14 protein-coding genes are annotated in these 13,707 nt (G+C 67.7%); 4 read left to right on the forward strand and 10 right to left on the reverse strand.

All coding sequences use genetic code 11. The features are described from left to right. Nucleotides 1–130: 130 nt before the first annotated feature. From tuf to hppD, 7 genes are all read right to left on the reverse strand, one after another. Complete coding sequence (gene tuf / locus QH470_RS00885) at nucleotides 131–1,321, reverse strand: elongation factor Tu (protein ID WP_280270303.1); 1,191 nt, start codon at nucleotides 1,319–1,321, stop codon at nucleotides 131–133. Nucleotides 1,322–1,417: 96 nt separating this feature from the next. After that, a complete protein-coding gene (gene fusA / locus QH470_RS00890) occupies nucleotides 1,418–3,520 on the reverse strand; it encodes an elongation factor G (RefSeq protein WP_280270304.1) in 2,103 nt (700 codons plus the stop codon). Nucleotides 3,521–3,738: 218 nt separating this feature from the next. Next, nucleotides 3,739–4,209, reverse strand: a complete 471-nt coding sequence (gene rpsG / locus QH470_RS00895) for a 30S ribosomal protein S7 (RefSeq protein WP_280270305.1) — start codon at nucleotides 4,207–4,209, stop codon at nucleotides 3,739–3,741. 1 nt (nucleotide 4,210) lies between these two features. Next, on the reverse strand, nucleotides 4,211–4,585 hold the full coding sequence (gene rpsL, locus QH470_RS00900) for a 30S ribosomal protein S12 (RefSeq protein ID WP_014353064.1): 375 nt from the start codon (nucleotides 4,583–4,585) through the stop codon (nucleotides 4,211–4,213). Between the two features lie 318 nt (nucleotides 4,586–4,903). Then, nucleotides 4,904–5,455, reverse strand: coding sequence for a DUF3558 domain-containing protein (locus QH470_RS00905; RefSeq protein ID WP_280270306.1), 552 nt, complete (start codon nucleotides 5,453–5,455; stop codon nucleotides 4,904–4,906). Nucleotides 5,456–5,463: 8 nt separating this feature from the next. Continuing rightward, the gene (locus tag QH470_RS00910; RefSeq protein WP_280270307.1) at nucleotides 5,464–5,991 is read right to left on the reverse strand and encodes a DUF3558 domain-containing protein; all 528 of its coding nucleotides are present in this window, start codon (nucleotides 5,989–5,991) and stop codon (nucleotides 5,464–5,466) included. 30 nt (nucleotides 5,992–6,021) lie between these two features. Continuing rightward, a complete protein-coding gene (hppD, locus tag QH470_RS00915; protein WP_342228410.1) occupies nucleotides 6,022–7,209 on the reverse strand; it encodes a 4-hydroxyphenylpyruvate dioxygenase in 1,188 nt (395 codons plus the stop codon). A 134-nt stretch (nucleotides 7,210–7,343) separates the two neighbouring features. Between hppD and QH470_RS00920 the strand changes: the two genes are divergently transcribed. Further along, nucleotides 7,344–7,862, forward strand: coding sequence for an Lrp/AsnC family transcriptional regulator (locus QH470_RS00920; RefSeq protein ID WP_280270308.1), 519 nt, complete (start codon nucleotides 7,344–7,346; stop codon nucleotides 7,860–7,862). A gap of 12 nt (nucleotides 7,863–7,874) precedes the next feature. On the opposite strand, the gene QH470_RS00925 is transcribed toward QH470_RS00920, so the two are convergent. The 3 genes from QH470_RS00925 to QH470_RS00935 all read right to left on the reverse strand — a co-directional run bounded on the left by QH470_RS00925 (nucleotide 7,875) and on the right by QH470_RS00935 (nucleotide 10,801). Next, the gene (locus QH470_RS00925; RefSeq protein ID WP_280270309.1) at nucleotides 7,875–8,996 is read right to left on the reverse strand and encodes a winged helix DNA-binding domain-containing protein; all 1,122 of its coding nucleotides are present in this window, start codon (nucleotides 8,994–8,996) and stop codon (nucleotides 7,875–7,877) included. A 9-nt stretch (nucleotides 8,997–9,005) separates the two neighbouring features. Then, nucleotides 9,006–9,245, reverse strand: a complete 240-nt coding sequence (locus QH470_RS00930) for a hypothetical protein (RefSeq protein WP_280270310.1) — start codon at nucleotides 9,243–9,245, stop codon at nucleotides 9,006–9,008. A 581-nt stretch (nucleotides 9,246–9,826) separates the two neighbouring features. Beyond that, entirely contained in the window at nucleotides 9,827–10,801 is a 975-nt protein-coding gene (locus tag QH470_RS00935; protein ID WP_280270311.1) for an NADPH:quinone oxidoreductase family protein, read from the reverse strand. 119 nt (nucleotides 10,802–10,920) lie between these two features. Between QH470_RS00935 and QH470_RS00940 the strand changes: the two genes are divergently transcribed. The 3 genes from QH470_RS00940 to QH470_RS00950 all read left to right on the forward strand — a co-directional run bounded on the left by QH470_RS00940 (nucleotide 10,921) and on the right by QH470_RS00950 (nucleotide 13,527). After that, nucleotides 10,921–11,241, forward strand: coding sequence for a WXG100 family type VII secretion target (locus QH470_RS00940; RefSeq protein ID WP_280270312.1), 321 nt, complete (start codon nucleotides 10,921–10,923; stop codon nucleotides 11,239–11,241). Continuing rightward, nucleotides 11,238–12,602: a transglycosylase SLT domain-containing protein gene (locus tag QH470_RS00945; RefSeq protein WP_280270313.1), complete on the forward strand. Its 1,365-nt coding sequence runs from the start codon at nucleotides 11,238–11,240 to the stop codon at nucleotides 12,600–12,602. Before QH470_RS00940 ends, QH470_RS00945 begins: the two co-directional genes overlap by 4 nt. Before the next feature lie 151 nt (nucleotides 12,603–12,753). Then, the gene (locus QH470_RS00950) at nucleotides 12,754–13,527 is read left to right on the forward strand and encodes an acyl-[acyl-carrier-protein] thioesterase (protein WP_280270314.1); all 774 of its coding nucleotides are present in this window, start codon (nucleotides 12,754–12,756) and stop codon (nucleotides 13,525–13,527) included. Nucleotides 13,528–13,707: the final 180 nt, after the last annotated feature.

Consider the following 13,707-nt stretch of genomic DNA (forward strand, 5'->3'; position numbering starts at 1 on the left):
CTATTGGGGCCTGGGCGCCTTCGCATTATAAGCCCACACCAACCCCCCTGCAGCGCTAACCCGGGGGTATAAAAACCCCCCAACCGGGCGCCCCCGGGTGGGCTCGGCCCCTTTTCAGGGAGCAATCGCCTTACTTGACGATCTTGGTGACGCGGCCGGCACCGACGGTGCGGCCACCCTCACGGATCGCGAAGCGCAGGCCCTCTTCCATGGCGACCGGCTGGATCAGCTTGACGCTCATCTCGGTGTTGTCGCCCGGCATGACCATCTCGGTGCCCTCGGGGAGGGTCACGACGCCGGTCACGTCGGTGGTGCGGAAGTAGAACTGCGGGCGGTAGTTGTTGAAGAACGGGGTGTGGCGGCCGCCCTCGTCCTTCGACAGGATGTACGCCTGACCCTCGAACTCGGTGTGCGGGGTCGTGGTGCCCGGCTTGATGACGACCTGGCCGCGCTCCACGTCCTCACGCTTGAGGCCGCGCAGCAGCAGACCGACGTTGTCGCCGGCCTGGCCCTGGTCGAGCAGCTTGCGGAACATCTCGACGCCGGTGACCGTGGTCTTCTGCGTCTTCTCGCGGATGCCGGTGATCTCGACTTCCTCGTTCACGTTGATGATGCCGCGCTCGATACGACCGGTGACGACGGTGCCACGGCCGGTGATCGTGAAGACGTCCTCGATCGGCATCAGGAACGGCTTGTCGGTCTCACGAACCGGGTCCGGGATCGACTCGTCGACGGCATTCATCAGCTCGACGATCGACTCGGCCCACTTCTCGTCGCCCTCCAGCGCCTTCAGGCCGGAAACGCGGACGACCGGAGCGTCCTCGTCGAACTCCTGCGAGGCCAGCAGCTCGCGGACCTCCATCTCGACGAGCTCGAGGATCTCCTCGTCGTCGACCATGTCCGACTTGTTCAGCGCGACCAGGATGTAGGGCACGCCGACCTGACGGGCGAGCAGCACGTGCTCGCGGGTCTGCGGCATCGGGCCGTCGGTGGCGGCGACCACGAGGATGGCGCCGTCCATCTGGGCCGCACCGGTGATCATGTTCTTGATGTAGTCGGCGTGGCCCGGCGCGTCGACGTGGGCGTAGTGCCGCTTCTCCGTCTGGTACTCGACGTGAGAGATGTTGATCGTGATACCGCGAGCCTTCTCCTCCGGAGCCTTGTCGATCTGGTCGAACGCAAAGCTCTGGTTCAGGTCCGGGTACTTGTCGTGCAGAACCTTGGTGATAGCCGCCGTCAGCGTGGTCTTGCCGTGGTCGACGTGACCGATGGTGCCGATGTTGACGTGGGGCTTCGTCCGCTCGAACTTCGCCTTCGCCACTTGATGTCCTCCTGGACTTGTTGGTGCTTGCTATGCAGCAGTGCGGTTTGTAAGGGTCACCCCCGCATACACGGGGATTGGGTCGTGCGTGACCGACTATTCGCCGGTCGCCTTGGCGATGATCTCCTTCGACACGTTGGCCGGAACCTCCGCGTACGAGTCGAACACCATGGAGAAGTTCGCCCGGCCCTGGGTCTTCGACCGCAGATCACCGATGTAGCCGAACATCTCCGAGAGCGGAACCAGCGCCTTGACGACACGGGCACCACTGCGTTCCTCCATGGCCTGGATCTGGCCACGCCGGGAGTTCAGGTCGCCGATCACGTCGCCCATGTATTCCTCGGGCGTGGTGACCTCGACGGCCATCAACGGCTCGAGGATCACCGGACCGGCCTTGCGGGCCGCTTCCTTCAGGGCCTGCGCACCCGCGATCTTGAACGCCATTTCCGAGGAGTCGACCTCGTGGTAGGCGCCATCGAGAAGCTTGGCCTTCAGGTTGACCAGCGGGTAACCGGCGAGGACACCGTACTGCATGGCGTCCTGGATACCGGCGTCCACCGACGGGATGTACTCGCGGGGCACGCGGCCACCGGTGACCTTGTTCTCGAACTCGTAGGTCGCGCCGTCCTCGCCCTTGAACGGCTCGAGGGCGATGATCACGCGCGCGAACTGGCCGGAGCCACCCGTCTGCTTCTTGTGGGTGTACTCGTGCTTCTCCACCGCCTTGGTGATGGTCTCGCGGTAGGCCACCTGCGGCTTGCCGATGTTGGCCTCGACCTTGAATTCGCGCTTCATCCGGTCGACGTAGATGTCGAGCTGCAGCTCGCCCATGCCGCCGATGACGGTCTGGCCGGTCTCCTGATCCAGCTTCACGTTGAAGGTGGGGTCCTCCTCCGCGAACTTCTGGATGGCGGTGCCCAGCTTCTCCTGGTCGGCCTTCGTCTTCGGCTCGATGGCCACCTCGATGACCGGGTCCGGGAAGGTCATCGACTCCAGCACGATCTGGTTCTGCGGATCGCACAGGGTGTCGCCGGTGGTGGTGTCCTTCAGGCCGATGACCGCGTAGATGTGCCCGGCCTGGGCCTCGTCGACGGGCTGCTCCTTGTTGGAGTGCATCTGGAACAGCTTGCCCAGCCGCTCCTTCTTGCCCTTGGTCGAGTTGATGACCTGGGCGCCCGAGGCGACCTTGCCGGAGTACACGCGGACGTAGGTCAGCTTGCCGAAGAACGGGTGGCTCGCGACCTTGAACGCCAGCGCCGCGAACGGCTCGGTGGTGTCGGCGTTGCGGTGCAGGATCTCTTCCTCGTTGCCCGGGACGTGGCCGTCGGTACCACCGTCGTCCAGCGGGTTGGGCAGGTAGTCGATCACCGCGTCGAGCATGGGCTGCACGCCCTTGTTCTTGAACGCCGAGCCGCAGAGCACGGGGTAGAGCTCCGAGTTCACGGTCAGCTTGCGGATGGCGCCCTTGATCTCCTCGATCGTGAGCTCCTCGCCGCCGAGGAACTTCTCGAGCAGCTCCTCGTCCGACTCGGCGACGGCCTCGAGCAGTTCCTGGCGGTACTGCTCGGCGCGATCGGCCAGATCGGCGGGGATCTCGGTGGTCTCGTAGGACTCGCCGAGCTTGGTCTCGCCCTTCCAGACCTTCGCGTTCATCTCGACCAGGTCGATGATGCCCTCGAAGTCGTTCTCCGCGCCGATCGGCAGCTGAATGACCAGCGGCTTGGCACCGAGGCGGTCCTTGATGGTCTGGACGGTGAAGTAGAAGTCGGCGCCCAGCTTGTCCATCTTGTTGACGAAGCAGATGCGCGGGACGTCGTACTTGTCGGCCTGCCGCCAGACCTGCTCGGACTGCGGCTCAACGCCCTCTTTGCCGTCGAAGACCGCAACCGCGCCATCGAGAACGCGCAGCGATCGCTCCACCTCGACGGTGAAGTCGACGTGGCCCGGCGTGTCGATGATGTTGATCTGGTTGTCTTTCCAGAAGCAGGTCGTCGCGGCCGACGTGATCGTGATGCCGCGCTCCTGCTCCTGAGCCATCCAGTCCATCGTGGCCGCGCCGTCGTGGACCTCACCGATCTTGTAGGTGATGCCGGTGTAGAAGAGAATGCGTTCGGTTGTCGTGGTCTTGCCGGCATCGATGTGGGCCATGATGCCGATGTTGCGGACCTTGTTGAGGTCGGTGAGCACGTCCTGTGCCACGGAAATCTTCCCCGCTCTGTCTTGTGAGACTCTCAGCTCAGTTGGGATTTTCGGGAACGACCCTGGCTCCTTTCGGAGGCCCAGAGGCCATCACTTTTTCAACGTCGGGCGTGGCCTGAGAGTGCCTGCAGTGCCACGCCCGACTGTGACTCGCCTCCCGGCGCCGTTCCTTGACAGTGCCCCATACCGAGCACCGCTCCGGAGACCCGGGAATCGACTCACCAGCGGTAGTGCGCGAAGGCCCGGTTCGACTCGGCCATCTTGTGGGTGTCCTCGCGGCGCTTCACCGAGGCGCCGAGGCCGTTGCTGGCGTCCAGCAACTCGTTGGCCAGGCGCTCGACCATGGTCTTCTCGCGACGCTGCCGGGAGAAGTTGACCAGCCAGCGCAGCGCCAGGGTGTTGGCGCGCCCCGGGCGCACCTCGACCGGCACCTGGTAGGTGGCGCCACCGACGCGGCGGGGCTTCACCTCGAGGGAGGGCTTCACGTTGTCGAGCGCGCGCTTGAGGGTGACGACCGGATCGGTGCCGGTCTTCTCGCGCGCCTGCTCCAGCGCGGCGTACACGATCCGTTCGGCGGTCGACTTCTTGCCGTCCATCAGGATCTTGTTGACCAGCTGGCTCACCAGCGGCGACCCGTAGACCGGGTCGTTGATCAGCGGACGCTTGGGTGCGGGGCCCTTGCGCGGCATATCAGCTCTTCTCCTTCTTGGCGCCGTAGCGGCTGCGGGCCTGCTTGCGGTTCTTCACACCCTGGGTGTCGAGCGAGCCGCGGATGATCTTGTAGCGCACACCGGGGAGGTCCTTCACACGACCACCGCGCACGAGCACCATCGAGTGCTCCTGCAGGTTGTGGCCCTCACCGGGGATGTAGGCCGTGACCTCGACCGCGCTGGTCAGGCGAACACGCGCGACCTTGCGCAGCGCGGAGTTCGGCTTCTTCGGGGTCGTGGTGTACACGCGGGTGCACACGCCACGACGCTGCGGGCTCCCCTTCAGGGCCGCGGTCTTCGTCTTCGCGACCTTGTCGCGGCGACCCTTGCGGACCAGCTGGTTGATGGTTGGCATATACCGGCTTTCTTTATTCAGTAACCAGGTGTCTGGAGTTCTTCACGTGTGCGTCATCGAGCTTTCACCCACCCGCCCGGATCCGCGTTCCTCGCGTCCCGAGGTCGGGCGTGTCGCGCGCATCGCATGCCTACATTTCCGGGCACGCTGAAACGGTCGGCCGCTCTCGCTGGCTTACGTCCTGCACACGAACCTGCCCGCAAGCTTCCGGGCACAGCGATCCACGATACCCGTCGGCGCGGCGGGGGGCAAAAGCGGGTACCCCGTGGTAGGCGAGGCACGGCGCCGGGTCGCGATATCGGGTTGTCGAGCTGGGGATCAGCGGGCCAGATTCAACGTCAACTCTGCCAGAGTCTTGGCTCCCTCGCACGGATCCGGGTGACCCGATCCCGCACGATAGTTCACCCACCAGCCGATGACTCCCGTATCGGCGGCCGGAGCCATCACACCGCAGGAGTCCGCGTCGTTGGGCCGATGGACCTGCAGCGCCCGCCGGCCCTGCACGTTGATGTCCGTGGTGGTGTAACCGAGCCGGTCGTTGTTCTGTTTCTCGTTCGGCAGCGAGCCCATCTCGTACCAGTTCAGCGTGGCCATGCCATCGCCGCCGGGCGTGCCCACCAGATCCCACATGCACACCGCGCCGTTGAACGAGCCCTGTGCGTCCTGCGCCCCCGTCGACTTCGCGATGTCCTCCGGCTTGACGACATCGCATTCGCGCAGCAGCTTGTCGAAGTTCATGTTGACCGAACTGCCGCTGCCCGCCGGTTCCGCGGACCCCGGCACGGTGCGGCCGCACCCGCCCAGTGTCAGCGCCGCGGCCGCCGCCACCGCGCACACCGCCGCCGCCCGCGCTCCCGTTCGCACGCTCATGCCGCCCCTCACTTCATTCGCTGCACGGTCAGCTCGGCCATCTTCCGGTTCTTCACGCACGGGTCGGCGCCGATCTGGCCGAACAGGCCCGAGGAGGTCGACCATTCGAAGAAGTCGTCGCCGATCTGCACCGCCAGGTCGCAGATGCCGCCGTCGGGCGTGGCGTCCTGGAAGCCCTTGTGCCCGGCGACCTCGATGCTCTCCGGATTGCGATTCTGCGCGGTCACCCACGCGCGCTCCCGCTCGATCGGGCTGCCCCGATACGAGGCGAAGGTGACACTCGGCGAGGCCGTCCCGGCCGACTGCCAGTTGCAACCGACGGAATTCTTGAACGATCGGGAAATCTGCGGCAGCTGACCCAGATCGCGCACCTCGTCATCCGTGAGGTTGCCACACTCCCCCGTGAACGGGCCCAGCGCCGCCACCCGCGTCGGCGGCCGCACGGCCGGAGTCTCACTGTCCGAACCGTCCGAACCGCATGCCGTGAGCAACGCTGCGATGGCCATCCCCGTGACGATCGCCGACGTGATCCGCATGCAGGCGACTGTACTGGGCCGAACGCCTCTTCACAGATTGCCCCGGGCCTGCTGTTCGCGTTCGATGGCTTGGAACAGGGCCTTGAAGTTGCCCTTGCCGAAGCCGAGGGAGCCGTGGCGTTCGATGAGTTCGAAGAACACCGTGGGGCGGTCGGTGAGGGGCTTGCAGAAGATCTGGAGCAGATAGCCGTCCTCGTCGCGGTCGACCAGGATGCCGCGGGACCGCAACTGCTCCACCGGGACTCGTACGTGTCCGATCCGGCCACGCAGTTCGGGGTCCTCGTAGTAGGCGGCGGGGGTGTCCAGGAATTCGACGCCCTCGTGGCGCAGCGCGTCGACGGTGGCGAGGATGTCGCCGGTGGCCAGGGCGATGTGCTGCACCCCCGGGCCGCGATAGAACTCCAGGTACTCGTCGATCTGGGATTTCCGGCGGCTCACCGCCGGCTCGTTGAGCGGGAACTTCACCCGGCGGTTGCCGCTGGCCACCACCTTGCTCATCAGCGCCGAGTACTCGGTGGCGATGTCGTCGCCGACGAACTCGGCCATGTTCTCGAAACCCATGACGCGGCGGTAGAACTCGACCCACCGATCCATCTGCCCGAGTTCGACATTGCCGACGACATGATCGATCGCCTGGAACAACCGCGGCGGCCCGCCGTCCCGCGGCGCGAACCCCGACCGCCTGGCGACATAGCCCGGCCAGTAGGGCCCGTCGTAGCGGGAGCGGTCGACGAGCGTGTGCCGGGTCTCGCCGTAGGTGGCCAGCGCGGCGGACCGGACGGTGCCGAATTCGTCTGTGTCGTCGTGTGGTTCGGCGAGCACGGTCGCGCCGTGGGTGCGCGCCCAGGCCACGCACCGGTCGACGTCGGGCACCTCCAGCGCGATATCCACCACGCCGTCGCCGTGCCGATCGTGGTGTGCGACAAGCGGACTCGTCGGATCGACGGCGCCCTGCACCACGAATCTGGCGCTGCCGCTGCTCAAGACGAACGATTTGTGATCGCGGTTGCCGGTCTCGGGCCCCGAATACGCCTCCGGCCGCATCCCGAAGGCGGACTCCAGGTAGTGCGCGAACTGAGTGGCATTGCCGACCACCCACACAACCGCGTCCCACCCGAGGACAGGAAAGGGATCTGTGTTCGATTGCTCCGCTTCGCTCCCCCGCTCCGTCGGTCCGGACTCGGGGCGGGCCGCGACCTTCGCGTACTCGGTGGTCATGAATCAAGGTAATAGCCTCGACGCGACGCTGAGCAATATCGCCTGGATTCGATGTTCATCATGGTGAATTTCGATACCAAAATAGGTTCCATGCTGGACAATTTGAATAGGTCACGAGACGGACGGAGACGACGATGGCACGCACCGCCGCACGGTTGGACGAGCTCGATCTGGCGATCCTCACCGCCATGCACGACTACCAGAAGGCGGGCATCCTCGAGCTGTCGCGGCGCACCCGCGTCGCCCGCGCGACGGTCCAGTCACGCATCGCCCGGATGGAGGAGTCCGGCGTGATCTCGTCCTATGATCCGCAGATCGACGTCACCGCCGCCGGTTTCGACGTGCAGGCGTTCGTCACACTGGAGATCGCGCAGGGTGCGCTCGACGCCGTGGCCGCCGATCTGGAGGCCATCCCCGGCGTGCTGGAGGCCTACGCCACCACGGGCTCGGGAGACGTGCTGTGCCGCCTCGGCGCGGATTCGCACACCGGGTTGCAGTCGGTGCTGCTGAGTATCGATCGCAGCGCCGCGGTGGTCCGGTCGCACAGCGTGGTCGTGCTGTCGACGGTGGTGCCCCATCGCACCCTGCCGCTCCTACGCACCCTCACGCCCGCCGGGACCAGCAAGGCTCCGGCCTACCGGAATCACCCCTGATGACCCGCCGCGTCAGGGTTTGAGATTCGCACCGGGCGCGAGTATTTCCACGCTCGGCTTCCGATCCGGCTCCAGGAAGTCCAGTAGCGCGGCGCCCTCGGCCTCGACCTCGCCGCGCTCGGCCGCGGTCCAGGCGCGTTCGGGCGCGATGCGCAGCCGGGCCCGCTCGCGGTCGGTGAAGACCTTGTAGATACCGGCCAGGTAGCCGTCGACCAGCACCGGTGCGACCTGGGTCGCGGAGCGTTGCAGCGGCGGTGCGGCGCCGTCGGTCACGACCCGGCTGCGGTCCTGATGGGAAAGGTAGAGGTTGTCGTACCAGCCGAGGAAGCGGACCGGCGCGGGCAGGTCCGGGTCGGCGAGTTCGGCGTCGGCGGCGTCGTAGAGGGTGCGGCCGCGCTCGTCGCGGTAGGTGCGGACGCGCTCGCCGAGCCGCTCGACGACCTCCTTGATGCCCAGCAGCCGCGACCAGGTCTGCACATCCATGGTGGACGCCGGACCGAACGCCCGCAGGTAGCGGAAGACCAACTCGCCCAGCGGGTAATCCGGTTCCAGTTCGGCGCCCAGCCAGGGCTGGATGCGCGACCAGACGGGACGGCTGTTGTTCTTCCACAGGCCGCGCGGCGGCGTCTGTAGCACCGGCAGCTGATACAGCCAGGTCTGCACCACGGCGCCGGGGTCACGGTCGGGAAACACTTCGGCCGCACGCACTCTCAGGTCGGCCGCCGACATCGGCTCGTCGCCGAGTACCTGTTCGCCACTGCGGCGCACGGTCTCGGGATCCAGGCCGACCATCGCGCCGTAGTTGAAACCCTTTCGGAAGGGCGCCTTTTCGAGTTCGGGCTGGATGTGCGGGGCGATGCGGACCGCGTCTGCGGCGGTGACCAGGTGAATCGTGCCGCGCATCAGGGTGATTCGCACCAGCGACCGATCCAGCAACCCGGCGGACACCGCGTCGGGAACGAAATCACGTGCGCGACTCCACAAACCGATGAACGGTGGCGGCACGTCCTGAGCCTGCAGACCGATCAGGTGATCGCACAGCTGCGGCACCGTCAGGGTCGTACGTTCCAGCAGGTGCTGCCGGGCCAGCAGGGTGCGGTTCAGCACCCGATTCGAGACGACATCAGCGGTCACGGCGGCCTCTCACGACGTGGTGTCGCCCGCGGGCGCACCGTCGGCCAGGCGGGAGATGTTCTCGCACAGGCCTTTCCAGGATTCGATGGCGTCCGCCGAGTCGGTGTGCGGGCGGCGGAAGCGGTGGACGTACTCGGCCGCGTCGGTGAGATCCCAGCGCAGGCGGTACAGCTCGAGCAGGTCGGGGCGCGGTGTCACTCCGGTCGCGGCGGCATAGTCGCGCAGCAGCGACCATGTCGAACGCGGCACGGCGGTGCGCGTCGTCCCGGAACTCGCCCCACGCGAACTGCCGCCCCTCGAGCAGCGGATAGCAGGCGACGGCGTAGCGCTCACCGATCCGCGCGACCACCTCGCCGGCGCGGTCCGGAACCGGTGCGACCACGAAATCCAGTCCGCCGTCGCACAATTCCCGCGCGGTCGCCAACGCCGCCCGCAACCGCTCGAACGCCGCTTCCGGCGCCTCGTCGAGCGACCGCCGCCGCAACTCGTCCACCGTGACGAACCAGCGCCGGCCGTCCACCCCCTCGACCCGCCAGTGATGACTGCCGAAACCGAGTGGCGCGTACTCGCTCGAGCGCCCCGCGATCCCCCACCGCTCGTCCAGCACGGCGAGCAGCATCTCGTCCGGCAGCCCGGACGGCGGAGTCAACATGCCCGGCAGCATAAATCGACACTCCGACATGCCACGACCCATTTCACCCGCCCGCACCTTCACCTGCCCGCGGCGGTCGCCCCCGCAACACACCAGGAGACCTTCTCGCCACACGACACGCCTCGCTCAGCACAGCGCGACCACCGTCCTGCGAACGACGCTTCCCGCTCAGCGGCGCTCAGCGCAGCGTGACCACTACCTTGCCGGTCGCGCTGCGGTTGTCGAGCGCGGCGACGGCGTCGGCGGCGCGGTCGAGGGGGTAGAGGGTGGGCTGGGGCGGGGGAATCTTGCCCGCGGCCAGCAGGGGTTCGACCTCGGCCCACTGTTCCTGGAGGTAGCCGGGGTGGGTGCGGACCCATTCGCCCCAGCCCGCGCCGACCACCTCGGCGTTCTTCAGCAGCAGGCGGTTCACCTTCACGGTCGGGATGTCGCCTCCGGTGAAGCCGACCACCAGCACGCGCCCGGCCGGGGCCAGGGACCGGATGCTGTCGGTGAAACGGTCGCCGCCCACCGGATCCAGGACGATGTCGACGCCGCGACCGCCGGTCAGTTCCTTGACCGCGGCGAGCCAGCCGTCGGCGAGCACCACGTCCGTGGCGCCGTTGGCGCGCGCCACCTCGGCCTTGGCCTCGGTGCTCACCACCGCGATCACCCGGCCCGCGCCCAGCGCCGCGGCCAGCCGCAGCGTCGAGGTGCCGATGCCGCCGGCCGCGCCGTGCACCAGCACCGTCTCGCCCGCGGCCAGCCGCCCGCGGTTGCGCAGGCAGAAGTGCACGGTCAGGTCGTTGAACAGGATGCCCGCGCCGGCCTCCAGCGAGATGTTGTCGGGGAGCTTGAACACCATCTCCGCGGGCGACACCGCCACCTCGGCCATCGCGTTGCCGAGCATGGTCAGCGCCAGCACGCGATCGCCCGCCCGCACGTGCGCGCCCTCGGGTGCGGACCGCACGACTCCGGCGATCTCGCCGCCGACGACGAACGGCAGTTCGGGCTTCATCTGGTAGAGGCCGCGGGTCATCAGCACGTCCGGGAACGCCACCCCGGCGGCGTGCACGTCGATCACGACTCCGCCCGGATACGCCGCCGGTTCCGGGATGTCGACGACCTCGATGGATTCCGGTCCGTCGAGTTTGCTCACCTGCGCTGCACGCATGTATCGACCTCTCTGTCGCGGCTGTCGCCACTAAGTTAACCGGTCTTCGCATGTGGCTGTCCACGGGACCGGCATTTGTTAAGCTCTAGGCCGCTGAGCTGAGCTGATGAGGGGGACTCATGGCAGGGCCGAACGATCCGCCGGTAGCCGCGCTGCGCGTGGATATCGGTGCGCTGCAAACGTTTGCGAGCGACCTGCGCGGCGAAGCCGAGACCATCGGCAATCTGCAATCCGGCCTGGCTGACGCCGCCGGCGCGCTACCGGGCACCCAGTGGAGCACGGCGTGCGGGCAGGCCAAGGACACTGTCGACAAGGCGCTGCACCGCATCGGCGACCGCTTCACCAAGGTCGCCGACGGCGTGCAGAACGCGGGCAAGGCGCTGGAACTCACCGACCAGGAGTTCCGCGACAAGCTGAGCACGATCGGACTGCACCCATGACGCTGTCGATCCCGGATGTCGAGAACTGGCAGCCCGATCAGCTGACCACCGCGTCCACCGCGGTAGGCAAGCTGAGCACCGACCTGGACCAGGCACTCCTCGGCGGCATCGGCAAGGTCCAGCAGCTGGGCACCGACAAGAAGTGGGACGGCGTGGCCGCGCAGGCCGCCGACGCGCGGATGGACACCGAGAAGCTGCGCGCGTCCGCGGTCAGCCAGGCATTGCTGGGCCTGCAGACGGCCCTGGGCCAGCAGGTGGAGAACCTGAACAACGCCAAGAAGGCCGTCCTGGACGCCCGCGACCGCGCGCTGCACCCGACCGACGAGACCCCGCCGCCGGACGGTTTCGAGGTCGCCGACAACGGCGTGGTCACCGCGAACGCGCGAAAGACCTACTGGGACAACCAATCCGGCCTGAAACCCGACGAGATCCAGCGCAACAAACTGGAAGAGGACCACAAGGCCGCGACCCACCAGAACGAGATCACCAACGCGCTGAAGCAGGCGGAACTGGTGGCGGAGGCCGCGGTCACGGCGCTCAACGGCGCGAAGACGACGGTCGACCAGGCCCACACCGGACTCGGCGACCCGGTGACGGGCGCCGGCGGCGTGACCCCGGCCGCCGCCCCCCCCGCCCCCGCCCCCGCCCGCCCCCGGGGCGCCCCCCCCCGGGCGGCGGGGGGGGGTAAGGGCGGCGCCGTGGGGGGGGAACGGGCCCTCCCGGGCTCATTCGCCTGGGACCCCCGGCCCAACCCGGTCCGCGGCCCCCGGTTGGGGGGGCCGGGGGGGGTCCCCCGGCCCGCCGCGCCGACGGCCCCGGCCGCGACCGTCCCGGTGGCCGCCGCCCCGGTCTCGCATGCGGGTAATCCGTCCTCGCAGTTGCTGGGCAACACCTCGCACGGCGGCGGCACCGCCTACCACGGCGGCGGCTCGCACAGCGGCACGTCCTACACCGGCGGGCTCGCCTCCGGCTCGTCGGGCGGCCCGGTCGGCCCCATGCCCACCGGCACCCAGGCGGAGTGGATCAAGGAAGCCATCCGGGTGCTGCGCGAGCAGGGCTACGACGTCAGCGACTCCGACGCGGCGATCATCGCCGCCATCATCGAGCACGAGTCCGGTGGCAACCCGCACGCGATCAACAACTGGGACAGCAACGCCGCCGCCGGTCACCCGTCGAAGGGCCTCATGCAGACCATCGACAGCACCTTCAACAGCTACAAGGTGGCTGGCCACGAGGACATCTGGAACCCGGTCGACAACATCGTCGCCGCGTCCAGATACTCGATAGACCGCTACGGTTCGCTGGGCAACGTGCCCGGTATCGCGGCCATGCGCGGGGGCGGCGGCTATGTCGGCTATTGATCAGCATCCACGGCGGACGCCCGTCGGAGCGCGCGTCCGCTACGTGTGAGTAGAACCATCTCGACGTAACGGTGTGACGTGCGACCCGTAAAGTCGTGCACAGACAGCATCGCAAGAAAACGCCGCACACCGTGCAGCGCGAGGAGCACCAGTGTCATTCGATCAGCCACTCGCCCCGCTTCCCCAGGAGGGCTTGGGCTTCGCCTCGGCGTGGCCCGTCCGGGCTGGCGATGTAGATCCGTACAGCCGGTTGCGGCTGGATGCAGTGGCCCGCTATCTGCAGGACATCGCCTGGGAGGACTTGCAGTCCACCTTCTTCCACCGCACCGATCCGAGTTGGATCGTGCGCCGCACCGTGATCGATGTCGTGCGGCCGATTCTCTGGCCGGACCGGGTGCGGTTGCTGCGCTGGTGCTCGGCGCTGTCGACCCGCTGGACGAATATGCGGGTGCGGATCACCAGCGACGCGGGCGGCCTGATCGAGACCGAGGGCTTCTGGATCAATATCAACGAGTCGACCAACATGCCCACCCGGATCAGCGATGAGGGCCTGGCCCACCTGGGCCGCACCACCGACGAGCACCGGCTGCGCTGGCGCCCCTGGCTGACCGATGCCACCCCGCCGGAATCCGACACGGATCTGCCGTTTCCGGTGCGTACCACCGACATCGACCAGTTCAACCACGTCAACAACGCGGTGTACTGGCAGGCGGTGGAGCACTTCCTGGTCGATTTCCCGAAGCTGGTGGCCGGGCCGCACCGCGCGGTCATCGAGTACATGGCGCCGGTGCTCTCGCGCGAGCACATCAGCGTGCGCAGCCGCTACGAACCCGGTGACCGCACCGGCGACCCGGTGCTGCGATTGTGGTTCGTGGTCGGCGGCACCACGACGACAGCTGTCCGGATCGGCCCGCTCGCGGGCTGACAGGTTGAGGCGTCCCGGGCCCCGGCGCCCCCCACAGGGGGGGCCCGGGCCGTGACCGTAAAAACCCGCGCGGGCGTGAGGAGGGACACGCGGGGGGTGGTAATTTACCCCGGGCGGCCCGCGACGGGTACTAATTCGGCGCCGCCGGCCATAAGGTGTGGACGTCCGGGGCGCACGACG

Source organism: Nocardia wallacei (assembly GCF_029868745.1).
GTDB classification, from domain to species: domain Bacteria; phylum Actinomycetota; class Actinomycetes; order Mycobacteriales; family Mycobacteriaceae; genus Nocardia; species Nocardia wallacei_B.